18 protein-coding genes are annotated in these 22,081 nt (G+C 64.7%); 12 read left to right on the forward strand and 6 right to left on the reverse strand.

Annotated elements, in window-relative coordinates; translation table 11 throughout:
* The 9 genes from KI609_RS01165 to KI609_RS01205 all read left to right on the forward strand — a co-directional run bounded on the left by KI609_RS01165 (position 1) and on the right by KI609_RS01205 (position 11,495).
* Positions 1 to 927, forward strand: coding sequence for a UPF0280 family protein (locus KI609_RS01165; protein ID WP_226446300.1), 927 nt, complete (start codon positions 1 to 3; stop codon positions 925 to 927).
* Positions 928 to 948: 21 nt separating this feature from the next.
* Positions 949 to 1,590, forward strand: a complete 642-nt coding sequence (locus KI609_RS01170) for an amino acid synthesis family protein (protein WP_226446301.1) — start codon at positions 949 to 951, stop codon at positions 1,588 to 1,590.
* Positions 1,591 to 1,631: 41 nt separating this feature from the next.
* Positions 1,632 to 2,216: an amino acid synthesis family protein gene (locus KI609_RS01175; protein ID WP_226446302.1), complete on the forward strand. Its 585-nt coding sequence runs from the start codon at positions 1,632 to 1,634 to the stop codon at positions 2,214 to 2,216.
* 90 nt (positions 2,217 to 2,306) lie between these two features.
* Positions 2,307 to 3,512, forward strand: a complete 1,206-nt coding sequence (locus KI609_RS01180; protein WP_413463359.1) for an ABC transporter substrate-binding protein — start codon at positions 2,307 to 2,309, stop codon at positions 3,510 to 3,512.
* A gap of 155 nt (positions 3,513 to 3,667) precedes the next feature.
* Positions 3,668 to 5,563, forward strand: a complete 1,896-nt coding sequence (locus tag KI609_RS01185; protein WP_226446303.1) for an ABC transporter permease — start codon at positions 3,668 to 3,670, stop codon at positions 5,561 to 5,563.
* Positions 5,560 to 6,342, forward strand: a complete 783-nt coding sequence (locus KI609_RS01190; protein WP_226446305.1) for an ABC transporter ATP-binding protein — start codon at positions 5,560 to 5,562, stop codon at positions 6,340 to 6,342. Before KI609_RS01185 ends, KI609_RS01190 begins: the two co-directional genes overlap by 4 nt.
* Positions 6,339 to 7,088 carry an ABC transporter ATP-binding protein gene (locus KI609_RS01195; RefSeq protein WP_226446307.1) on the forward strand — a complete coding sequence of 250 codons (750 nt, stop codon included), beginning with the start codon at positions 6,339 to 6,341 and terminating at the stop codon, positions 7,086 to 7,088. Before KI609_RS01190 ends, KI609_RS01195 begins: the two co-directional genes overlap by 4 nt.
* Before the next feature lie 88 nt (positions 7,089 to 7,176).
* Positions 7,177 to 7,713, forward strand: a complete 537-nt coding sequence (locus KI609_RS01200; RefSeq protein ID WP_226446308.1) for a (2Fe-2S)-binding protein — start codon at positions 7,177 to 7,179, stop codon at positions 7,711 to 7,713.
* On the forward strand, positions 7,710 to 11,495 hold the full coding sequence (locus KI609_RS01205; RefSeq protein WP_226446309.1) for a molybdopterin cofactor-binding domain-containing protein: 3,786 nt from the start codon (positions 7,710 to 7,712) through the stop codon (positions 11,493 to 11,495). Before KI609_RS01200 ends, KI609_RS01205 begins: the two co-directional genes overlap by 4 nt.
* Positions 11,496 to 12,031: 536 nt before the next feature.
* Here KI609_RS01205 and KI609_RS01210 read toward each other — a convergent pair.
* Both KI609_RS01210 and KI609_RS01215 read right to left on the reverse strand, forming a co-directional pair.
* Positions 12,032 to 12,574, reverse strand: coding sequence for an EVE domain-containing protein (locus tag KI609_RS01210; protein WP_226446312.1), 543 nt, complete (start codon positions 12,572 to 12,574; stop codon positions 12,032 to 12,034).
* Positions 12,575 to 12,696: 122 nt separating this feature from the next.
* Complete coding sequence (locus KI609_RS01215; protein ID WP_226446314.1) at positions 12,697 to 13,317, reverse strand: LysE family translocator; 621 nt, start codon at positions 13,315 to 13,317, stop codon at positions 12,697 to 12,699.
* Between the two features lie 101 nt (positions 13,318 to 13,418).
* On the opposite strand from KI609_RS01215, the gene KI609_RS01220 reads away from it, so the two are divergent.
* Positions 13,419 to 13,868 carry an Lrp/AsnC family transcriptional regulator gene (locus KI609_RS01220; RefSeq protein ID WP_226446316.1) on the forward strand — a complete coding sequence of 150 codons (450 nt, stop codon included), beginning with the start codon at positions 13,419 to 13,421 and terminating at the stop codon, positions 13,866 to 13,868.
* Positions 13,869 to 13,876: 8 nt separating this feature from the next.
* Here the strand turns inward: KI609_RS01220 and KI609_RS01225 are convergent, their stop codons facing one another.
* Positions 13,877 to 14,305, reverse strand: coding sequence for a VOC family protein (locus KI609_RS01225; protein WP_226446317.1), 429 nt, complete (start codon positions 14,303 to 14,305; stop codon positions 13,877 to 13,879).
* A 14-nt stretch (positions 14,306 to 14,319) separates the two neighbouring features.
* Positions 14,320 to 14,697, reverse strand: coding sequence for a VOC family protein (locus KI609_RS01230; protein WP_226446319.1), 378 nt, complete (start codon positions 14,695 to 14,697; stop codon positions 14,320 to 14,322).
* A gap of 631 nt (positions 14,698 to 15,328) precedes the next feature.
* Between KI609_RS01230 and KI609_RS01235 the strand changes: the two genes are divergently transcribed.
* Both KI609_RS01235 and KI609_RS01240 read left to right on the forward strand, forming a co-directional pair.
* A complete protein-coding gene (locus KI609_RS01235) occupies positions 15,329 to 17,479 on the forward strand; it encodes an SEC-C metal-binding domain-containing protein (RefSeq protein WP_226446320.1) in 2,151 nt (716 codons plus the stop codon).
* Between the two features lie 166 nt (positions 17,480 to 17,645).
* Positions 17,646 to 18,806 carry an IS30 family transposase gene (locus KI609_RS01240; protein ID WP_226450124.1) on the forward strand — a complete coding sequence of 387 codons (1,161 nt, stop codon included), beginning with the start codon at positions 17,646 to 17,648 and terminating at the stop codon, positions 18,804 to 18,806.
* A 189-nt stretch (positions 18,807 to 18,995) separates the two neighbouring features.
* Here KI609_RS01240 and KI609_RS01245 read toward each other — a convergent pair whose 3' ends face one another.
* Together KI609_RS01245 and KI609_RS01250 are read right to left on the reverse strand one after the other, a co-directional pair.
* Complete coding sequence (locus KI609_RS01245; RefSeq protein WP_226446321.1) at positions 18,996 to 20,726, reverse strand: acyl-CoA dehydrogenase family protein; 1,731 nt, start codon at positions 20,724 to 20,726, stop codon at positions 18,996 to 18,998.
* A gap of 285 nt (positions 20,727 to 21,011) precedes the next feature.
* Positions 21,012 to 22,001: a Bug family tripartite tricarboxylate transporter substrate binding protein gene (locus tag KI609_RS01250; RefSeq protein ID WP_226446322.1), complete on the reverse strand. Its 990-nt coding sequence runs from the start codon at positions 21,999 to 22,001 to the stop codon at positions 21,012 to 21,014.
* Between the last annotated feature and the right edge of the window lie 80 nt (positions 22,002 to 22,081).

A 22,081-nucleotide genomic window follows, 5' to 3' on the forward strand; every position in this document is an offset into this window, starting at 1 on the left:
ATGCATGCAACCCGTCACACGCTGCCCGGCGGCCGCTGGCATTTTCAGCATGGCCCCATCGATCTCATCCTTCAGGCCGAAGGTGAGCCGCTGGTGGTGGCGGCTTGTCACGAACAGGCGTGGCTGCGTTTCTCAGCCCTGTTGCAACAGTTGGTAGACGAGCTGCCGGCCCTGCGCGCACCAGTGCGTGGCCCTTGTGGTCTGCGCGGCGTGGTGGCGCGCCGCATGTGGGCGGCCTGCGCGCCTTATCGCGCTGGATTCATCACGCCCATGGCGGCCGTGGCCGGGGCGGTGGCGCAAGAGATACTGGGCTGCTATGCGGGCGCGGGCATTGACCGCGCCTGGGTCAACAATGGCGGGGATATTGCGCTGCATCTGGCGCCCGGGCAGTCGGCGGCGGTGGGTGTGTATTGCGACCTGTCTGCCCTCGACGCCACGCAGCTGCGCGACGGCCTCTTGCTGGACGGCCAGATTCACATCACCAGCGCCATGCCGGTGCGCGGGGTGGCCACCAGTGGCTGGCGAGGGCGCAGCCAGTCACTGGGCATTGCCGACAGCGTGACGGTGCTGGCGCGCACGGCGGCCGAGGCCGATGCAGCGGCCACCATCGTGGCCAATGCCGTGGATGTGGCCGACCCTCGCATTCAACGCCTGCCCGCACGGCAAGTGCGGGATGGCAGCGACCTGGGGGATATCCCCGTCACGGTGGATGTCCCGCTGCTGCACCATGCACAGGTGCGCCGGGCGTTGCAGCAAGGGTTGCAAAAAGCGCAAGAATTGCAGTCCCGGGGTTTGTTGTGGTGTGCGCTGCTCGCCTGCCAGGGGCAGCTGGTGGCGACAACAGCGAATGAGAATGTTGCCACGCAGGTGATAGCCGGGTGGCCCGGTTCCATCATCGGTACCGAAGTTGGTTCAGTATTTGCTTAACGAATTGCACAGGTTGCCACCATGATCCAGATACGACGCGTTTTTACCCATGTGGAAGAAATCAGGCACGAGTTCGGGCCCGTGGCGGATGTGCCTTTGCTGCGTGGCGCCATCGGCGCGGTGCTGACCAATCCCTATGCCGGGCGCTATGAGCCCGACATCCTTCCCATGATGGACGCTTTGCAGCCCGTGGGGCTGGACATGGCGCGGCGCTTGCTGAAAACCATGGCCGTGCCTGCCGAGCGCATCGAGACATACGGCAAAGGCGCGATTATTGGCGCTGCGGGTGAGCTGGAGCATGGGGCCCTGTGGCATGTGCCCGGGGGGTATGCCATGCGTGAACTGCTGGGCTGGAAGGGCGACCGCAACGCCTACGCCAAAGGTGAGGCCGAGAAGAAGACCGGGCAACCGGCCAATGCCTTGTCTATCGTGCCATCGACCAAGAAGGTGGGCGCGCCCGGTGCGGCGCTGGATGTGCCGCTCACCCACATCAACGCGAGCTACGTGCGCAGCCACTTTGATGCCATCGAGGTCCGGGTGCCCGGTGCGCCCTTGTCCGACGAGATTGTTTTTATCCTCGCGATGTCCACTGGCGCACGCATCCACGCCCGTGTGGGTGGGCTTAAGGCCGCAGACATCAGCCAGTGGGATGGCTTGCGCTGAGCGTCGCCCACAACCCCCATACAAAAGCCAAGGAGCCACACATGCCAGCCAAGATCCGGAAAATCATCGTTCAGACCGACGAAGTCCGCGTGGAAATGGGACGTGACATACAGCCGCCTGCGCGCAAGGCGCTTGCCATGGCCGTGATTGAAAACCCGTGTGCGGGCCGTTATGTCGAGAACCTCGATGAACTGGTGGCCATCGGTGAAGAGCTGGGGGCGCTGCTGGGCGCCCGTTGTGTCGAGGCCCTGGGCATCGAGCCGGGCCAGGCGCAAAGCTACGGCAAGGCCGCTATCGTGGGCGAGGCCGGCGAGCTTGAACATGCTGCGGCGCTGCTGCACCCCAAGCTGGGCGCGCCGCTGCGTGTGGCGGTCGAAAAAGGGGCGGCGCTCGTGCCCTCCAGCAAAAAGATCGGCGGCCTGGGCACCTCCATCGACGTGCCTTTGGGCCACAAGGATGCCGCTTACGTGCGCAGCCACTTTGATGCCATGGAGGCACGCGTGGCCGATGCGCCCCGGGCCAATGAAATCGTGGTCGCCATCGTCGTGACCGACAGCGGACGGCCTTTGGCTCGCGTCGGGGGATTGAAGGCCTCTGAAATCCAGGGCGCGGACGGGCTGCGCTGAGCCCTTCGGCCCGCGCCAGCGCGTTGCACCGCACTACCATCACCCACCCTCAACGATCTCCCTGCCCACCCACTTTTCAGGAGTTTCCCCATGACGATGCGACGAAACCTCATGCGCGCCACAGCGGCTGCCGCGCTGGCCCTCACGCTGGCCCCTGTGTATGCGCAGGGTGTCATCAAAATTGGCGAGATCAACAGCTACAAGGCGCAGCCCGCCTTCCTGGAGCCCTACAAGAAGGGCATGGAGATGGCCGTTGAAGAGATCAATGCCAAAGGCGGCGTCAATGGCAAGAAGCTTGAGCTCATCAGCCGTGATGACAACGCCAACCCGGGCGATGCCGTGCGCGTGGCCGAGGAGCTGATTTCGCGAGAGAAGGTGGATGTGTTGGCGGGGGCTTTCTTGTCCAACACCGGGTTGGCGCTGGCCGATTTCGCCAAACAAAAGAAGTTCTTTTACCTGGCCGCCGAGCCGCTGACCGACAAGATTGTGTGGAGCAGCGGCAACCGCTACACCTACCGCCTGCGGCCGTCGACCTACATGCAGGTGGCAATGCTCGTGCCCGAGGCCGTCAAGCTCAAAAAAAAGCGCTGGGCGGTGGTGTACCCCAACTATGAATACGGCCAGTCGTCGGTCGCCACGTTCAAGCAGCTGCTCAAGGCGGCGCAACCCGATGTGGAATTTGTGGGCGAGCAGGCCCCGCCGCTGGGCAAGGTGGATGCCGGCAGCGTGGTGCAGGCCCTGGCAGATTCCAAGCCCGACGCGATTTTTAACGTGTTGTTTGGCGCTGACCTGTCCAAGTTCGTGCGTGAGGGCAATACCCGGGGCCTGTTCAAGGGTCGCGAAGTGGTCAGCGTGCTCACGGGCGAGCCCGAATACCTCGATCCACTCAAGGACGAAGCGCCCACTGGCTGGGTGGTCACCGGCTACCCTTGGTACGGTGTGAAGACGCCCGAGCACAAGGCCTTTCTGGACGCATACCAGGCCAAGTTCAAAGACTATCCGCGCCTGGGTTCGGTGGTGGGCTACACGGCCATCTACTCGATTGCAGAAGGGGCCAAAAAGGCCGGCAGCACCGACACCGAAAAGCTCATTGCCGCCTTCAAGGGGTTGGAGCTGATGAGTCCGTTTGGCAAGTTTCACTACCGCCCGCAGGACAACCAGTCCACCATGGGCGCCTACGTGGGCAAGACGAAAAACGACGGCGGCAAGGGTGTCATGGTGGACTACGTTTACCTTGATGGCAGCAAGTTCCAGCCGACCGACGAAGAAGTCAAAAAACTCCGTCCCGCCGACTGAACGGTCTAAGCGGTCTAAGCGGCCTGTGCGCTTTTGCACTCAACCACCCCGGCGCCGAGCTGGGTCCGGTGGTGCTTTGCGCAGGATTCGACCATGTGGTGCCGCAATTCGTCGCAGGCACAGCGGGCCACGCCCCCCCCAATTGAGGAATCTGAATGAGCTTCTCAGGCTTTGTTGTCCAGTTGTTGAATGGTCTGGCCGGTGCCTCGTCGCTGTTCCTGGTGGCTGCGGGCCTGTCGCTGATTTTTGGCGTGACGCGCATCGTCAATTTCGCGCATGGCTCGTTCTTCATGGTGGGCATTTACATGGCCTACACCCTCGTCGAGCGCCTGGGTGGCACCTTGGGCTTTTGGCCGGCGCTGCTGCTGGCTGCGGTGGCTGTCGGGGTGCTCGGTGCGCTCATCGAGGTGGTACTGCTGCGCCGTATCTACAAGGCCCCCGAGCTGTTTCAGCTGCTCGCCACCTTTGCGCTGGTGCTGGTCATCAAGGACGCCGTCCTGTGGCTGTGGGGCCCCGACGAATTGTTGGGCCCGCGTGCGCCCGGCCTGGGGGGGGCGGTAGAAATCCTCGGGCGCCAGTTCCCGTCCTATGACCTTTTCCTGATTGTGGTGGGCCCCGCCGTGCTGGCGCTGATCTGGTTGCTGCTGACACGCACGCGTTTTGGCACGCTGGTGCGCGCCGCCACCCAAGACCGCGAAATGGTGAGCGCGCTGGGCGTCAACCAGGCATGGCTGTTCACCGCAGTGTTTGCCCTGGGCGCCTTGCTGGCGGGCCTGGGTGGCGCACTGCAACTGCCGCGCGAGCCCGCCACGCTGGAGATGGACCTCAACACCATCGGCGCCGCGTTTGTGGTGGTGGTGGTGGGCGGCATGGGATCGCTGCCCGGCGCCTATGTGGCTGCCTTGCTCATCGCACAGATCAAGGCGGTGTGTATCTGGCTGGGCGTGGTGGATATTTTTGGCATCAGTGTGTCGTTTTCCAAGCTCACGCTGATGGTGGATTTTCTGGTGATGGCTGCCGTGCTGGTGTGGCGCCCCTGGGGCTTGTTCGGGCGACCCCAGGCCCCCAGCCGTTATGTGGGCATGCCTGAAGCACCGCTGCGGCGCTCGGGCCCGGTTTACCTTGCCGTGGCTGCGGTCTTGGTGTTGGTGCTGGCGGCACTGCCGTTTGCCACCGCCAATTCGCCCTACACGCTGGTGCTGATGATCGACCTGCTGATAGCCGCGCTGTTTGCCGCCAGCCTGCACTTCATCATGGGGCCCGCAGGCATGCACTCGTTTGGCCACGCCGCCTACTTTGGCCTGGGGGCCTACGGCGCGGCGCTGCTGGTGCGCCAGCTGCAGCTGCCCATGGAGGTCGCGTTGTTCGCGGCGCCCCTGGTGGCGGCGGTGGGTGCGTTGGTGTATGGGTGGTTTTGTGTACGCCTGTCGGGTGTCTATCTGGCCATGCTCACGCTCGCTTTTGCCCAGATCACCTGGGCCATCACCTACCAGTGGGATGCGTTCACAGGGGGCAGCAACGGCCTGACCGGCGTGTGGCCGGCCGAATGGCTGAGCGACAAGCGCACCTACTACTGGCTCACGCTGGTGCTGGTGGGCGCTGGGGTGTGGTGGATGCGGCGCGTGTTGTATTCGCCCTTTGGCTACGCCCTGCGGGCGGGGCGCGACTCGGTGCTGCGTGCCGACGCGATCGGTATCGACGTCAAGCGCATGCAGTGGGCGGCGTTTGTGATCTCGGGCACCGTGGCGGGCCTGGCGGGGGCATTGTATGCGTTCTCCAAGGGCAGCATTTCGCCCGAGAGCCTGTCCGTCGGCAAGTCGGTGGATGGCCTGGTGATGGTGCTGCTCGGTGGCATCCAGACGCTGGCGGGCCCGGTGGTGGGGGCGGTGACGTTCACCTGGCTGCACGACACTGTGGCGCGCAACACCGACTACTGGCGCGCCATGCTCGGCGGCATCATCTTGCTGCTGGTGTTGCTGTTCCCGCAGGGCATCGCGGGCGGCATCCGACAGCTCTTTGACAACCTGCGCTCATCCAAGGAGGCACCATGAGTCTGCTCAAAGTTTCTGGCCTGGGCAAGGCGTTCGGGGGTGTCAAGGCGGTGGACGGCATCCACTTCGAGCTGGCCGCTGGCGAGCTGCTGGCGCTGATCGGGCCCAACGGTGCGGGCAAGTCCACGACGTTCAACATGGTCAACGGCCAGCTGGCGGCCGATGTCGGGTCGATCACGCTCGACGGGCAGGAGCTTGTAGGCCGCAAGCCCCGCGATATCTGGCGCATGGGGGTGGGCCGCACCTTTCAGATCGCCGAAACCTTTGCATCGCTGACGGTGGTCGAAAACGTGCAGATGGCGCTGTTGTCGCACGACCGACTTTTGTTCTCGTTATGGCGGCCGGCCAGCGACCACCAACGCGACGAAGCCCTGGCGCTGCTCGACCAGGTGGGCATGAAGGCCCAGGCCGACCGCCCCTGCAGCGTGCTCGCGTATGGCGACGTCAAGCGCGTGGAGCTGGCCATTGCCATGGCCAATGCACCCAAATTGCTGCTCATGGACGAGCCCACAGCCGGCATGGCGCCCAAAGAGCGCAATGACCTCATGGCGCTGACCAAGCAACTGGTGGTGGATCGCAACATGGCGGTGCTGTTCACCGAGCACAGCATGGATGTGGTGTTTGCCTATGCCGACCGCATGATCGTGCTGGCGCGGGGGCGGCTCATTGCCGAGGGCAAGCCGCTGGAGTTGCGCGACCACCCCAAGGTGCAGGAGGTGTACTTCGGCACCGGCAAGACGTTTGAGAAGAAAGCCGCAACCGCTGCGGAATCGGCATGACCATGACAACAAGCGAAACCAAAGAAGTGCTGCTGCAGGCCAAGGGGCTGCAGGCCTGGTACGGTGCGGCGCAAATCCTGTACGACGTGGATCTCGACGTGCGCCGTGGCGAGGTGGTGGCGCTGATGGGGCGCAATGGTGCGGGCAAGTCCACCACACTCAAGACGCTGATGGGCATGCTGGCCAAGCGCAAGGGCCAGATCCAGTTCATGGGCAAGGACATCTCCAAAAGCGACCCCCATGACGCCGCCCGCCTGGGCCTGGGATTCGTGCCCGAAGACCGCCGCGTTTTCACCGACCTCACGGTGATGGAGAACCTTGAAGTAGGCCGCCAGCCGGCCCGCACCTGGCCCGACGGCACGGCCGCCCCGGTGTGGACGCCCGAACGCCTGTTCAAGCTCTTCCCCAACCTGGGCGAAATGCCCCAACGCCCCGGTGGCCGAATGAGTGGCGGCGAGCAGCAGATGCTCACCGTGGCCCGCACGCTCATGGGCAACCCGTATCTGGTGCTGCTCGATGAGCCGTCGGAGGGTGTGGCGCCCGTGATCGTGGAACAGATGGCGCACATGATCCTGGAGCTCAAGGAGCAAGGCGTGAGCATCCTGCTGTCCGAGCAGAACATGCACTTTGCCGAACTGGTGTCCGACCGCGCCTATGTGCTGGAAAAGGGCCAGATCCGCTACCACGCCACCATGGCCGATCTGGCGGCCAATGAGGAGGTGCGCCGGGCCTACCTGAGCGTGTAAGCGTTCAAGCCGCCGATCCGGCCCGCTGCCTGCCGCTTTTTTCGAGCCCATCCCTGCTCCTGTGGCCACCGATTTCGGAGTGTTCAACATGCAAGCTGTCTTGCCGCGCAACGGCGCAGCCCACCGCCCGGGCCTAGTGGTCAACGGCCAGGCATGCGCCTTGCCGGCCCACGGCGCTGCACCGGCCACGCTGCTGCACGTGTTGCGCAACGACCTGTGCCTCAACGGCCCCAAATTCGGTTGCGGTCTGGGCCAGTGTGGCGCGTGTACCGTGCTGGTCGATGGGGTGGCCGCCCGGGCTTGCGTGATTCCGGCGGACGGCGTGGCCGGGCGTGACATCACCACGCTGGAGGGTTTGCCTGCGCGACGCGGCATGGCGGCGGGTGCCGGGGCCGCGTTGCACCCGGTGCAGCAGGCATTTGTGGACGCCCAGGCCGCGCAATGCGGCTATTGCCTGAACGGTATGGTGATGATGACCGTGGCCTTGCTGGAACGAACCCCCGACCCTGACGAGGCCACGATCCGGCGCGAGCTCTCTGGCAACCTGTGCCGCTGCGGCACCCACGTGGAAATCATGCGCGCTGTGTTGCGCGCGGCGGTGTTGATGCGCGAGGCGCAGCCATGACCCGTGTGGACCCCGGGCGGCCATTGCGCGCCAGCATGCCGCACACGCGTGCGGATTTTCATGCGGCGCAGAGCGTCTTGCTGGTGGTGCGCAACCCGCCGCCCGCGCCCAACCCGGTCAAGGGCCAGCCTGTGCTGGTGGCTGGCAATCCTGCTGAAGGGCTGGAGATTTTGTTGGCGGTGTGGGATGACGGCAGCGTCACGGCCCTCAACGGCCACGTGGATCTGGGCACCGGCATCCGCACCGCCCTGGCGCAGATCGTGGCCGAAGAGCTGGATGTGCCGTTGGCGCAGGTGCACATGGTGTTGGGCGATACCGCCAGCGCACCCAACCAGGGCGCCACCATTGCGAGTGCGTCTCTGCAGATCCATGCCAGGCCGCTGCGCACGGCGGCGGCGCAGGCACGCCAATGGCTGCAGGCGCAGGCCGCACAGCAACTGGGCATGGCACCCGATGCCCTGCAGCTGCAAGGCGGTGTGGTGCGGGCCATTACCCCCGCAGGTCATCCGGACAAGCCCGGCCACAGCCTGCCCTATGGCGCGCTGATCGAAGGCCGCCACGAGGTGCTGCAGCTCGATGACAACACCCGCACCAAGCCGCCAGGCGACTACACCGTGGTGGGCACGTCGGTGCCGCGTGTGGACATTCCGGCCAAGGTGCGCGGCGATCTGATGTACGTGCACGACATGCGTGTGCCTGGCATGCTGCATGGCCGCGTGGTGCGCCCGCCTTACGCCGGGGCCGACCACGGCGACTTCATCGGCCACACGCTGGAGTCGGTGGACCAGGGCTCCATTGCACACATCCCGGGCATCCGCGCGGTGGTGGTCATCCGCGACTTTGTCGGCATCGTGGCCGAGCGTGAAGAGCAGGCCGAGCAGGCCCTGCAGGATCTGCATGTCGTGTGGAGGGACTGGCCCGGGTTTCCGCGCCAGGACAGCCCCGAGGCCATCGCCCAGGCCATCCGTGCCAACCCGTTCACACAACGGCGTCTGGTGGACGAGGGCGATGTCGATGCCGCCCTGGCACGTGCCGAGCACCCCATGCCGCGCACCTATGTGTGGCCTTACCAGATGCACGCCTCCATCGGCCCTTCGTGCGCGGTGGCCGAGTGGCGGGGGGACGATGGTGCGGGCCAGCCGCGCATGACCGTGTGGGCCGGCACCCAGAACCCCCATGTACTGCGTGCGGACCTGGCCCGCCTGATGGGCATGGCCGATGTGGACGTGGACCTGATCCGCATGGAGGCCGCTGGCTGCTACGGCCGCAATGCGGCCGATGATGTGGCGGCCGACGCCGCGCTGCTCTCACGCGCCGTGGGTGCCCCTGTGCGTGTGCAGCTCACGCGTGAGCAAGAGCACCGGTGGGAGCCCAAGGGCGCTGCCCAGCTCATGCAGGTGCGCGGTGGGCTCAACGGCGATGGTTCCGTGGCGGCCTACGACTTCGAGACCTCCTACCCCTCCAACGGCGCCCCGCTGCTGGCGCTGCTGCTCACGCGCACCATCGAGCCCGTCGCCCAGGCCTACGAAATGGGCGACCGCACCGCGCGCCCGCCCTACGCCTATGACAACCTGCGCGTGGCCGTCAACGACATGGCGCCCATCGTGCGGTCGTCATGGCTGCGCGGTGTGTCGGCCTTGCCTAACTCGTTTGCGCACGAGTCGTATGTGGATGAGCTGGCCATTGCCGCTGGGGTTGATCCGGTGCAGTTTCGCCTGCAGTTGCTCGACGACCCGCGCGCCGCCGAACTGGTGCAGGCCACCGCCGACAAGGCCGGCTGGGTGCCCCACACGGCCCCCCGGCCGTGCAGCGGCAACGCACCGGACGGCGATTGGCTGCACGGACAGGGCTTTGCCTATGCCCGCTACATCCACAGCAAATGGCCGGGGTTTGGTGCCGCCTGGTCCGCCTGGGTGGCCGATGTGGACGTGAACAAGAAAACGGGCGAGGTGCATGTGCGCCGGGTGGTGGTGGGGCACGATGCCGGTTTGCTGGTGAACCCCGCAGGGGTTGACCAGCAGGTGCATGGCAACGTGCTGCAAACCACCAGCCGCGCGCTCAAGGAGCAGGTGCGGTTCGAGCCGGTCAAGCAGTCCGTGGAAAGCCGCGAATGGGGCAGCTACCCCATCCTGAGTTTTCGGGAGGTGCCGGTCATCGAGGTCATGCACATGCCCCGGCCCGATGAGGCCCCGCTGGGCGCGGGGGAATCATCGTCGGTGCCCGGCACGGCGGCCATTGCCAACGCCATCTTCGACGCCACGGGCGTGCGGTTTCGCGCGCCGCCCTTCACCCCCGAGGTGGTGCGCGCGGGCTTGAGCCCACTCACGCAGGCAGGGGCGGCCGCCACCACGGGGCACCACGGCGGCACGGGCAACCACGCGGGTAGCAATGCTGGCGGCACGCCTGTGGCACCGGCCGATGTGTTGCCTGCGCCTGCATTGCCAGCCCCCTCGCTGCCGGCCGATGCCCCCTGGCCCCTGCGCCGCGGCATCTGGGCGCGTGCTGCGGCGCTGCTCGCTGGCGTCTTTGCCATGGGGGCCTCGCTGCTGGGATGGCGCCCCTCCATTGCGCCCGTGGTGCAGACGGCAAGCGTGTCGGTGTACAACGCCGCCACCATTGAGCGCGGGCGCTTGCTGGCGGCGGCGGGCGACTGTGTGGTGTGCCACACCGCCCCGGGTGGCACGCCCAACACCGGTGGGCGCGGCATGGACACGCCCTTTGGCAAGGTCTACACCACCAACCTCACGCCCGATGCGGAGACCGGCATTGGCCAGTGGTCGTTCAGCGCCTTCCAGCGTGCCCTGCGCGAAGGCATCTCGCGCGATGGCAAGCACCTGTACCCCGCGTTCCCCTACACGTCGTTCGCCAAGATGAGCGACGACGACCTGACCGCGCTGTATGCCTATCTCATGGCCCAGCCCGCCGTGCGCGCCGAGGTGCCCCCAACCAGGCTGGCTTTTCCATTCAGCGTGCGGCCCCTGATGGCTGGCTGGAACGCGCTGTTCCATGACGCCACCCCGTTCAAACCCGACCCCACCCGCCCCCCCGAATGGAACCGGGGCGCCTACCTGGTGCAGGGCGTGGGCCACTGCGGCGCCTGCCACACACCGCGCAATGCGCTGGGGGCTGAGTGGGGTGGTGCGGCCTTCCTGTCGGGCGCGATGGTGGATGGCTGGGAGGCGCCCGCGCTCACTGGCCTGGCGAAAACGCCGGTGCCCTGGACGGCCGATGCGCTGTACCGCTACCTGCGCGATGGCCACAGCCCGCAACACGGCAGTGCATCCGGCCCCATGGCGCCGGTGGTGCGCGAGCTGGCGCACCTGCCGGACGACGACATCCGCGCCATGGCCAGCTATCTTGCGTCGTTCACCGCCCATGAGCCTGCGGACGAGCCCCAGCAGCTGGCACAAGCCGCCGTGGCCCGTGCCGCCGCGCTGGCCCCACAGCCCGGCCAGGCCCAGCGCCTGTTCGATGGCGCCTGCGCTGCCTGCCACCACGACGGCGACGGCCCCACCTTGTTGGGCGTGAATGTGCCCTTGGCCCTCAACAGCAACCTGCACAGCGACCGGCCCGACAACCTGCTGCAGGTCATCGTGAACGGCATCCGCGAGCCCGCCGGGCGGGACATAGGCTTCATGCCTGCGTTCGGCCACGCGCTCAGCGATGCGCAGATCACCGAGTTGGCGGGCTACATGCGCCAACGCTATGCACCGGGCCGGCCTGGGTGGAACGACCTGCCGGGCGCCCTGGCGCGGGTGCGCGCAGGGCCTGAGCATCGATGATATGGGGTGTTTTGATCGTTAGCGCTTGATGGGTAAGCGCTGAATGCTATAAAAACAGGAGTGATTAAGGCCAGAATGCGGCGCGGCAGTCGCGCGCCTGCGGGCCGTGGACGCCCCCCTGGGCATTAGCAGCGTCGAACAGCGCCGTCATTGCACCCCACATCGGCGCATCACCCCCGCGCCACGTCGGCACAGTGGTGTCGGGCCTGTTCCAGGGTGGGGCAAGCCCGGGTGCTGGTGGGTCTGCTGGCCCGCTGCATGCACCCCGATCGGTCGGCCTGCCCGCGTGGTGGCCGAAGACTTTCCTCCAAGGAGAACACCATGCCCACTGGCGACCTGGAAATTCACGTGATCGTGCTGCGGATGCTGCGCGAAGGTTATGCCTCCCTCACCGCAGCACAACGAAGAATTGTTGACGCATTGATGGCCGTGTGCTGATCGATGGGCTGCATCGTTTGATGTAGGCCCCTTGAGACGCCTATAGCAAGGGTGCAAGGGCAAGGGAGCGCCCGGGTTTGCCGCAGGGTGGCGTGTGGCTATGCCAGATGCAGCAATGCGGCATCCGCCCCCATCGCCTGCGCAATGAGCCGCATATCGTGGTCGCTGACGGCGAACAGCCCGAAGCGGAACTTGCCGCCCCAGTGCGTGCGGTCGTCCACCCACTCGAAGCTGTCCAGCAGCGGTGCAATCGCAGCTTCCTGCGCGGGCACATAGGCCACGTCCTTGCGGAACGGCACAAACCCGCCGCCCATGTCAAACGCATAGGGCGCGCCGGGTAGCACGATGCCGATCGAGACAAACGCCTGCAGCCGCTCCTTGCCACCCAGGGTGACGGTAGGCGCGTAATACGCCACGCGGTCCCCGGGGCGTATGCGCTGCAGCGGCGTCGCCTTGCCATGACACACCTGCATGTAGCCCGCGCCGGGCGTGGCGCAGCCCCTGCGGGCGTGCTGGGCGCAGGCCACGGCGATCCAGTTGCGGCGCGCCGTGGCGGCGGCGGTCGCTGCCGACATAGGCATGTCCCTGCGTGCAGGCTCGGCATCCGTCCAAAGGGTGTGTTGCAGCACGGCGTCGGTCATGAAAAAGCTCCTGGGGATAGAAGCCACCGATGGTGCGGGTGCGCTGCTGACACCGCAGTGTCAGTACCTTTGCAGTATCCCTGTCAGCAACGCACGACCCCAGGGAGATCGCCAACACGTTCTCAGACCAGCTGCCCCCACTGCCACAACGCAAACCCGCCCAGCAGCAGGGCCGACGCCCGGTTGATGCGCTGGCGCCAGGCGGGCGTAAAGCGCTGCCGTTGGTAAGCAATCGCGCCGGTCAGCAGCAGCCACCAGGCGGCAGAGCCCACCAGCACGCCCGCCACCATCCACAGCGGCGACGGTAGGCTGGGCCGGCCGCCGCCCAGCGAGCCAAACACCGCAATGAACGACACGATGGTGGCCGGGTTGGCCAGCGTCAGTGCAAATGTGCCGGCCGCCAGGCCCAGCAGCCCCCGCGCATCGCGTGCTGGTGCGGCGGTGTGGGCCACCGGCGCGTGCCAGGTGCGCCAGGCCAGCACCAGCAGCAGTGCGCCGCCGCCCAGCGCCAGCGGCGTCTTGGCCTGGGTCAGCCCATCGATGAGCCAGCGCATGCTGAAGGCGCCCACGGCGCCATACACCGCATCGGCCGCAGCCGCGCCCAGGCCGGTGGCAAGCCCGGCCGCCAGGCCCCGCTCCAGGGTGCGTTGCATGGTCAACAGGCCAATGGGGCCCACAGGGGCCGCGATGAGCACGCCGATAACGGCGGCTTGCAGAAACACGGTGATTGAGGTGAAGTCCATGCACCAATGCTAGGGCGGCGGCTGGCGGTGGAGAATGCAGAAAATTCGGCGATTCCAGAATTTGGTTTCGGTTTTTTCTGTGTCGATCAATAAAGGCTTTTATGGAAGTCGATGACAAAGCCTGGCGCCTGATCAGCGCGCTGCAGGCCGATGGCCGCGCCTCGCTCAAGGAACTGGCCGAGGCCGTGGGCCTGTCGGTGCCCGCCACGCTGGAGCGCCTGCGCCGCCTGCAAGAGGCGGGCGTAGTGCGCGGTGTGCATGCCGACATCGACCCCGTCAAAGTCGGCTACGGCGTGCGGGCCGTGGTGGGCATCAACGTGTCGCAGCCCGGCAAGAAGGCGCTGATCGACAAGCTGCGCCAGTCACCCCAGGTGCTCGAATGCCACCACGTCAGCGGCAACGACTCGTATGTGATGCAGGTCGTGGCGCGCGACCTGCCCGACCTGGAGCGCTTTCTGGGCGACATCAACGGCTATGGAGAAACACGCACGTCCATCGTGTTCTCCACGCCTATCCCGTTGCGCGGCCTTGCCCGGCCGAAGGCGGGCTAAACCGCACCTCAGAATGTGATCTTCACCGAAGCCGCACTGCGCTGCGCGTCACCGTGGAACACCGCTTCGACGTTGTTGCCGTCCGGGTCCAGCACAAACGCAGCGTAGTAGCCGGGGTGATAGGGGCGCTCGCCGGGTGCGCCGTTGTCGGTGCCACCGTGGGCCAGCGCGGCGCGGTAGAAAGCGTCCACCATTGCCCGATCCTGCGCCTGGAAGGCCAGGTGGTGCCGCCCGGTCAGATGCCCCTGCGCGGCCACGCTGTCGGCGGTGGAGATGAACAGCTCATCCGCCCAGAAGTAGTCATCTGCCGTGCCGCCCATCGGCACCTGCAGGGCCTCCAGCACCGCCGTGTAAAACGCCCGGCTGGCTGCCAGATCGCGCACAACGAGCTGGATGTGGTCAATCAGCCGGCCCCGGTGCAGTTCCTGTGTTTCCATGCGGTTGTCCTTCTTCAAAAAAGTGCGTGAAGACCCACGCGGTTGCCATCCAGATCGTGGATGTGCGCAAAAAACCCCATGCCCGGTGGCAGCGCCTGGCGGGGCTGGGCCACTTGGCCGCCGTGTGCCACCACCCGGTCCAGCGCGGCGTCGAGCGAGGGCGATGCGTCCAAGTACACCAGTGTGCCGCTGCCCGATACCTGCGGTGCTGTCGGGCCCATCATCAACGCACCGCCCACACCGTCTGCATCGCCATCGTAGGCAAACACGGCACCTTCGCTGGGCCCCATGTTCTCGCGGCGCAGGGGCTGGCCCAGCACGGCTTCGTAAAAGGCCTGGGCGCGGTCCAGCTGGGTGGTGGGGATTTCAAACCAGGTGATAGCGTTTTTCATGAAGGGCTCCTTTGTGTGAGTGAAGAAAAGGAAACCCTTATGGTGAGCGGGGGTTGCTGACAGCGGAGTGTCAGCAGGGTGTCACGCGGGTCGCGGCGTGTTGATGTGCGGAGCCGGGTGCGGTCCACCGCACCAAGCTTCAGCCTGCCTCACGCGAACGGATGAGGGTCGAGCGCGTCAGACGAGGTGGGGATTCAGCTCATCATCTGCACGTACATGGAAAAGTCTCTCGCACCAGTCGCCGACTAAAACGGCGACAGCAGCAGGCTAGACCTGTATTCGCAGAAAGCCCTGGACGCGTGTGGAAGACCCAGCGCTTCTCGTGGGAGGTGACAGCCATGCTGCAAACCTTTCCCGATTTGCTGGACTACTACCATTGCTGCAGGACACGGATTGGGCATATCTGTTTTCGCCAGAGAACGCACGGGCTCGTTGGGGGAAAGCAATGTCGTTCGCCCAAGCCTGATCGACAGCTTGAGGCTGGTAGCTGGCCGTCGCCGTGGCTCCGTCCAATGACCGCTTTGTCCCAGAGCGGTGATCTGAACTGCAAGCGCGAGCAGCCGTAGAGCTGACAATTGAGGCTCGCGGTGATGAGCTTTCAGAACGTCAGCGCACCAAACGGGAGGGAGTCATGAAGAAGCCGAGGGAAGAGATCCAGATTCTTGAAGAACTTGAAGCGTTAGCTGCATCACCAGGGTTTGCTCACGCGGTCGCACAACTCTGTTTTCGGGACAACGTCATTCACATCCAGGGGAAGCTGAAGCCAGCGGACATGGATTGGCTCTTCAGCAGAGAGCGCCTCATTCGTACGGAACTGACGACGGTCATCGGTTTGATGGCAAAGAAGCCACTTGACGTCGCTCAGCAGCGGCCCGAGGTGATACAGGGCTACGTCAAGCGCACTGATGCCTTGATGAAAGAGCTGCACAACGCCATGTCCTACCCCATGTTCTCGGCGCTGTTTGACGCAGCCAAGTCTGGCGATGCCAGGCCTAACCCTTGGCACGGACCCGGAATGCGTGAACCCATCTTCTATGGCACCGAATCGGCCTATGCGTTTCAATACCGCGACCTGGTGCCTGAAAAGTACGGTGCCGATGACGAATGGATGCTCAAGAACAAGGGCTTTACTAGCGGTCAGGCGCGAACCGTCGCAAGAACCATGTGCAACCTGATGGACCAGAAGGTGACACGGCTGCTCGTAGAGTCACGGGCAGCCAAGGCTCCCCCAGCAACGTGGCTACCCGCGTTTGAGTTTTCTCAAGAGGAAGTGATTTCCTATAGTGGCGTCGCCAAGGAGGTGGTGGATGCCTTCTTCCGCGCGTTCACGTACTCAGGGAACAACGCGGGGTTCAAAGAGGCCGGTGATTTCAATGAGGTTGCCGCTTGGCCTCTGCTTCCAACCGGTCGCGGGACTGTGCTCTTGTTCTCGCACTACGCTGTACTAGAAGCTCTGTATGAATCCCCGTTCTTCTGGATGTTGGAAGACAAGGCCTACCGATCGATGGCTGCTAAGCATCGTGGGGCCTTTACTGAGCAGTTCGCCGCGCGACGCTTGTCTGGAGTTTTTGGGCGCCATCATGTCCACACGAATGTGAATCTGTTTCGTGGCAAGGATGTCGCGGGAGAGGCGGATGTTCTGGTCATCTATGGAGATCGGCTCATCATCGTGCAGGCGAAAGCGAAGAAGCTCACGATCGCCGCCCGCAAGGGGAACGATAAGCAACTTAAAGCCGACTTTGGCGCGGCTATCCAAGACTCGTACGACCAGGGAGGGTTGTGCGCGAACGAGATGCTTGCGGGCGGATGTCGGTTGGTCAATGACGGAGGAAATGAGGTCGCATTGCCGGAGAGCATCAAGGAGGTATTCCTGGTTAGCCTCGTGTCGGACCATTACCCAGCGTTGGCGTTCCAGGTAAAGCAGTCGCTGAAGTTCAAGACTACCGACGTCATCCGACCACCCTTTGTGATGGATGTGTTTCTACTGGACACGCTGACGGAGATGTTGGCGAGCCCGCTGCGATTGCTTAGCTATCTCAAGTTGCGCGTCGACGTCACCGACAAGTTGATGAGTGGGCACGAGTTGACCGTACTTGGCTACCACCTGCAGCAGAATCTCTGGCTCGATGGGGAGCACGACCTCGTTGTGCTCGATGACTCGGTTGCTCGTGATCTGGACGCTGCAATGATGGTTCGACGGGACAACCAGCCGGGCGCCGACACACCGACCGGCATCCTTACGAAGATGCGCGGAACCCTCTATGAGGGCCTCATCAAACAGATTGAAGATCGGGCCGACCCTGCAACCCTGGAGCTTGGCTTCCACTTGTTGTCAATGGCCGAGGACTCTTGCAGAGACGTCCATTCGCTGCTCGAGACAATCATTCGGAAAACACAGGCTGATGGTAAGCGGCATGACGTCACGCTAGCGTCCAGCACGGACCCATCTGGAGTCACCTTCCATTGCAATCCGAAGCCTTCGGTTGAAGCGGTCGCCTCCCTAGAGAATCACTGTGTGAGACGGAAATACGCGCTGCGGGCACCTCGGTGGTTCGGTATCTCTATCGGTCCGGCTTGCGACGTCCAATTCGGTGTCACGCTCGACTTCCCATGGGAAGCATCAGATGAGATGGAACAGTTGACGGCCGGCATGAAGGCACCGCTACAGGTACGTGATGCCTTGCCAAAGTTCGTGCGAGACGCGCGACGTATGAAGCTCGGACGGAATGACCCATGCCACTGCGGCAGCGGGATTAAGTACAAAAAGTGCTGCATGCCTTAACTGATCCCGCCGCAGCGTGCAGAACTGAAAGCGGACTCGGGAAGCGGACCGCTCCTTGCGCATCAGCCGTCTTTCAGCGATTGACTTTCACTGTCCGCTCCCGCTGGCAGATTCAACCGGTCGATGCAACACACTAACCACCGCGTAGGCGCAAGGAGTGTTGCAGATGAAACAGCGACCAAGAATCTACTATTCAGATACCCAGAAGGCGCTGATGTGGGAGCGCTGGAAGCAAGGCTGGACGCTGCATGAGATCGGCAAGCTCTTTGATCGCGCCCACTCGTCGATCCATCGGATACTTGCAGAGACGGGCGGATTCCGGCCTGCGCAGCGATCACGTGCAGCAATTGCATTGACGTTGGCAGAGCGCGAGGAGATCTCGCGGGCGATGGTGTCAGGCGAATCGATTCGCTCCATCGCAACGCGGCTCGGGCGAGCACCGTCGACGATCAGCCGAGAGATCAAGCGCAATGGCGGCTGTGATGGCTACCGTGCAACTCAGGCAGATGAAGCGGCTTGGAATCGAGCGCAGCGCCCAAAGCGCTGCAAGCTCAGGCAGAACCGTGCATTGGCCCGGATCGTGGCTCACAAGCTGCGGATGCTGTGGTCGCCGGAGCAAATTGCAGGTTGGCTCAAGCAAACTTATCCTTGCGACGAGAGCCAGCACGTGTCACACGAGACCATCTACCGCAGTCTGTTCATTCAAGCGCGTGGCGCCTTGAAGAAGGAGCTGTTGGAGCACCTCAGACGCACTCGTGGAATGCGCCGATCACGGCACTACACACAGAAGACGGCAATTCACGGAAAGATCGTTGACGCTGTTTCGATCAGCGAGCGCCCCGCTTGCGTCGAGGACCGGGCAGTGCCTGGTCACTGGGAAGGCGACTTGGTCTTTGGCAGTGGCAACAGCCAAATTGCGACACTGGTTGAACGTCAAACGCGATACGTGATGCTGGTGAAGCTGAATGGCAAAGACTCGCAGTCGGTCGTCAAGGCACTCATCAAGAGCGCCAGCAAGCTACCGCAGGAACTGTACAAGTCACTGACCTGGGACAGAGGCTCGGAGATGCATGCTCACAAGCAATTCACGATGGCTACCGACATCCAGGTGTACTTCTGCGACCCGCGAAGCCCATGGCAGCGGGGAAGCAACGAGAACACGAACGGCTTACTCAGGCAGTACATGCCCAAGGGCATGAATCTCTCGGGTCTCTCACAGCTTCAGCTCAACGCCATTGCGAGACAATTGAATGAGAGGCCGCGCAAGACGCTGGGCTTCCACACACCCGCTGAGATGTTCAGCGAATGTGTTGCATCGACCGGTTGAATCTGCCCTGCAAAGTAGTCCGTAGATTAGCCCGGCATATGCCGGGCTTCGCAATTTCAATCCCCCCCACTTGGAGCTAAAAGTGCCGCGATGCCAAGTCGCTGCCGCCCCATGCGGCCCCGGCACGCTGCGGAAGGGCAAGCGAGGATTCGGCTTTTTGCTATTTAATCAATAGCTGTCAGCGCTTATCTATAAAGCGCTAGCGGCCATTTTTGGCAATGATTCAAACGCCTGGGCAATGCGCTGGCGGATGATGGCCGCGCGCAGGTCGAACTCGGGCAGCACCCACTGGGCGAAGGCCTGGGCGGGTGCGGTCCAACGGTCTGTAGCGGCCGTGGGCTGCTCTGTGCGTTGGGGGCGGGCGGCGCCGATCTGGGCCCAGGCCCATTCCAGCAGCACCAGCGCCACGGCGCGCAGGTAGTCGTCGGCCACCCAGTAGGGCAGTTCGGGGTCGGACTGGGCGGCAATCGCCAGGGTCTGCGTGATCTCCACCAGTGCATGGCGGCGCGCGCTGGCGGCGGCGCTGGGGGCCGCGCCGGGCAGGCTGCCCAGCAGCGCGCCCAGGCCCTGGCCGCCATCGGCCAGCACCTTGCGCACCAGCAGGTCGATGGCCTGAATCTCGTTGGTGCCCTCGTAGATCATGGCCACGCGCGCGTCGCGCACGATCTGCTCGATGCCCCATTCACGCACATAGCCATGGCCGCCAAACACCTGCAGGCAGGCGCTGGCGCCGTGAAACGCTTCGGTTGTGAGCGCGGCCTTGAGCACGGGCGTGACCAGCGCGCACCAGCGCTGCGCGGCGGCGCGTTCGCCCGCGTCGGTGCTGTGTTTGGCCACATCGAGCTGCAAAGCCGTGTGGTAGGCCAGCACGCGGCCACCGTCGATCCAGGCGCGCTGTGTGTGCAGGATGCGGCGGATGGCGGGGTGGTCTTGAATCAGGCTGGTGTCCTTGGCGCCGGGGGCGCGCATCTGGCGACGCTCTGCGGCGTAGGCGCTGGCCTTTTGCCAGGCGGCCTCCAGCAGGCCGATGCCTTGCAGGCCCACATGCAGGCGCGCGGCGTTCATCATCACGAACATGGCGTTCAGCCCCTTGTGGGGCTCGCCCACCAGCCAGCCGGTGGCGTCGTCAAAGCGCATCACGCAGGTGGGGCTGCCGTGCAGGCCCATCTTTTCTTCGATGCGCTCGCACACGACCACATTGCGGGTGCCGTCTTCCAACACCTTGGGCACCAGGAACAGCGACAGGCCCTTGGGCCCCGCAGGCGCATCGGGCAGCCGCGCCAGCACCAGGTGCACGATGTTGTCCGTCAGGTCGTGTTCACCGCCAGAGATAAAAATCTTGCTGCCGTTCACGCGCACGCTACCGTCAGGCTGCTCTACGGCGCGTGTGCGCACCATGCCCAGGTCGCTGCCCGCGTGGGCTTCGGTCAGGCACATGGTGGCCAGCCATTCGCCGGTGGCGACCTTCTCTAGGTACTGCGCCTTGAGTGCGTCGCTGGCGTGGTGCTTGATGCATTCGTACGCGCCGTGCAGCAGGCCGGGCGCCATGGTCCAGCCGTGGTTGACACCGGCCAGCCATTCAAACAGCACACATTCGAGCACTGCGGGCAGGCCCTGGCCGCCATCCTCGGGCGCGCATGACAACGACGGCCAGCCTGCTTGCCAGAAGGCCTGGTACGCATCGCGAAAACCTGCAGGGGTGTGCACGCGCCCGGCATCAAAGCGGCAGCCTTCTTCATCGCCGCTGCGCTGCAGCGGGGCGATGGCGCTGTCCACAAACTTGGCCGCCTCGTCCAGCACCTGGGCAGCCAGGTCGCCATCGGTATCCGCAAACGGCGCCAGGCCCTGCCAGCGCGTGGGCGCCTTCAGCACAGTGGTCAGCAGGTGCTGGATGTCGGCAAGGGTCTGGCGGGCTTGCATGGTTTGCTCACAATTTAGTAGCTGTTTGCGCTTGCTGCATAAGCGGCAGAGGCCGTTTTCTTCTCAATTTCGTCTGCGCAAGCAAGACGGCTGTTTGCGCCCTGGCTTCGACAGGCTCAGCCCGAACGGGTGGGTGGGCCGCTGCAAGGAGGGCAGAGCGCCCTGTGTTGCGCCCCGGCCGCAACACAGGGCGTGGCCCAGACCAGTGCCACCGTGGAACTGGCTTGGCCAGGCCACGGGTGGCGTCCCCCTCAGGGGGAAGCGGCGAAGCCGCTCAGGGGGAGCTTAGGACTCTGCGGTGAAGCCGATCTTCTTGATCAGCGGACCCCAGCTGTCGTACTCGGCCTTTTGCCAGCGGGCCTGTTCTTCAGGGGTGGAGCCATGGGGCATCAGGCCCACGATGGCCAGGCTGTCGATGACCGACTTTTCTTTCAGCGCAGCGTTGATGGCGGCGTTGGCAGCCGCAATCACCGGCTTGGGCGTGGCGGCCGGGGCGTAGAAGCCGAACCATTCTTCGGTGGTCAGCTCGGGGAAGCCTTGTTCGGCGAACGTGGGCACATCCGGCACGTAGATGGAGCGCTTGGGGCCCGAGGTGGCCAGGATGCGCAGCTTGCCGGCCTTGTAGTTGGCGATGAAGTCACCGTGCGGCGTGACCATGGCAGCCACCTGGCCGCCCACCACGTCCGTCACGCCAGGGATGGAGCCACGGTAGGGCACGTGGCGCAGGTCCACGCCGCTGTTGATGCCCAGCAGCGCGCCCAAAAAGTGGGGCGTGGAGCCCGCGCCGGGCGAGCCGTAGCTGGCGTCCTTGGGGTTGGCCTTGGCCCAGGCCAGGAAGTCCTTCACCGTCTTCACGCTGGCGGGCACCATGGGGCCCACGGCCAGGCCGTGGTGCATGATGGCCGCGATCGACACGGGCGCGAAGTCCTTGTCGGTGTAGTTCATCTTGCTGTAGATGTGCGGGTAGTTGGCCAGGGCCGATACCTGCGCCACGGCCAGCACCGAGCCGTCAGCGGGCGCAGCTTTGAGCGTCTCCAGCGCAATGCGGCCGCCTGCGCCGGGCTTGTTTTCCACCACGCCTGGGTTCTTGCTGAACGCGCTGCCGGCCCACTTCTCAGCCACGCGGCGGGCCACGGTGTCGCCCGAGCTGCCGGCGGGGAAGCCGAAATACACCTTCACCTGGTCCACCTGGGCGTTGGCGGCAAAGGGGTGGAAGGCGCCCAGTGCGGCGCTGGCGCCAAGGGCCTGAACAAATTGACGGCGGGTGGTGGTCATGCTGATGTCTCCTGGTGTGTGTCTGACGGAAATCTCGGGGGGCAAGCCGGGGCGCTTGCGCGCCCTCTTGTTATTGATGG

Origin of the sequence: Acidovorax radicis (assembly GCF_020510705.1) — a bacterium.
GTDB classification, from domain to species: Bacteria; Pseudomonadota; Gammaproteobacteria; order Burkholderiales; family Burkholderiaceae_C; genus Acidovorax; species Acidovorax radicis_A.

Excerpts from the sequence above, each read along its gene's own strand:
- KI609_RS01165 (WP_226446300.1), top strand. The coding sequence starts at position 1 with ATGCATGCAACCCGTCACACGCTGCCCGGCGGCCGCTGGCATTTTCAG.
- KI609_RS01170 (WP_226446301.1), top strand. The coding sequence starts at position 949 with ATGATCCAGATACGACGCGTTTTTACCCATGTGGAAGAAATCAGGCAC.
- KI609_RS01175 (WP_226446302.1), top strand. The coding sequence starts at position 1,632 with ATGCCAGCCAAGATCCGGAAAATCATCGTTCAGACCGACGAAGTCCGC.
- KI609_RS01180 (WP_413463359.1), top strand. The coding sequence starts at position 2,307 with ATGACGATGCGACGAAACCTCATGCGCGCCACAGCGGCTGCCGCGCTG.
- KI609_RS01185 (WP_226446303.1), top strand. The coding sequence starts at position 3,668 with ATGAGCTTCTCAGGCTTTGTTGTCCAGTTGTTGAATGGTCTGGCCGGT.
- KI609_RS01190 (WP_226446305.1), top strand. The coding sequence starts at position 5,560 with ATGAGTCTGCTCAAAGTTTCTGGCCTGGGCAAGGCGTTCGGGGGTGTC.
- KI609_RS01195 (WP_226446307.1), top strand. The coding sequence starts at position 6,339 with ATGACCATGACAACAAGCGAAACCAAAGAAGTGCTGCTGCAGGCCAAG.
- KI609_RS01200 (WP_226446308.1), top strand. The coding sequence starts at position 7,177 with ATGCAAGCTGTCTTGCCGCGCAACGGCGCAGCCCACCGCCCGGGCCTA.
- KI609_RS01205 (WP_226446309.1), top strand. The coding sequence starts at position 7,710 with ATGACCCGTGTGGACCCCGGGCGGCCATTGCGCGCCAGCATGCCGCAC.
- KI609_RS01210 (WP_226446312.1), bottom strand. The coding sequence starts at position 12,574 with ATGACCGACGCCGTGCTGCAACACACCCTTTGGACGGATGCCGAGCCT.
- KI609_RS01215 (WP_226446314.1), bottom strand. The coding sequence starts at position 13,317 with ATGGACTTCACCTCAATCACCGTGTTTCTGCAAGCCGCCGTTATCGGC.
- KI609_RS01220 (WP_226446316.1), top strand. The coding sequence starts at position 13,419 with ATGGAAGTCGATGACAAAGCCTGGCGCCTGATCAGCGCGCTGCAGGCC.
- KI609_RS01225 (WP_226446317.1), bottom strand. The coding sequence starts at position 14,305 with ATGGAAACACAGGAACTGCACCGGGGCCGGCTGATTGACCACATCCAG.
- KI609_RS01230 (WP_226446319.1), bottom strand. The coding sequence starts at position 14,697 with ATGAAAAACGCTATCACCTGGTTTGAAATCCCCACCACCCAGCTGGAC.
- KI609_RS01235 (WP_226446320.1), top strand. The coding sequence starts at position 15,329 with ATGAAGAAGCCGAGGGAAGAGATCCAGATTCTTGAAGAACTTGAAGCG.
- KI609_RS01240 (WP_226450124.1), top strand. The coding sequence starts at position 17,646 with ATGAAACAGCGACCAAGAATCTACTATTCAGATACCCAGAAGGCGCTG.
- KI609_RS01245 (WP_226446321.1), bottom strand. The coding sequence starts at position 20,726 with ATGCAAGCCCGCCAGACCCTTGCCGACATCCAGCACCTGCTGACCACT.
- KI609_RS01250 (WP_226446322.1), bottom strand. The coding sequence starts at position 22,001 with ATGACCACCACCCGCCGTCAATTTGTTCAGGCCCTTGGCGCCAGCGCC.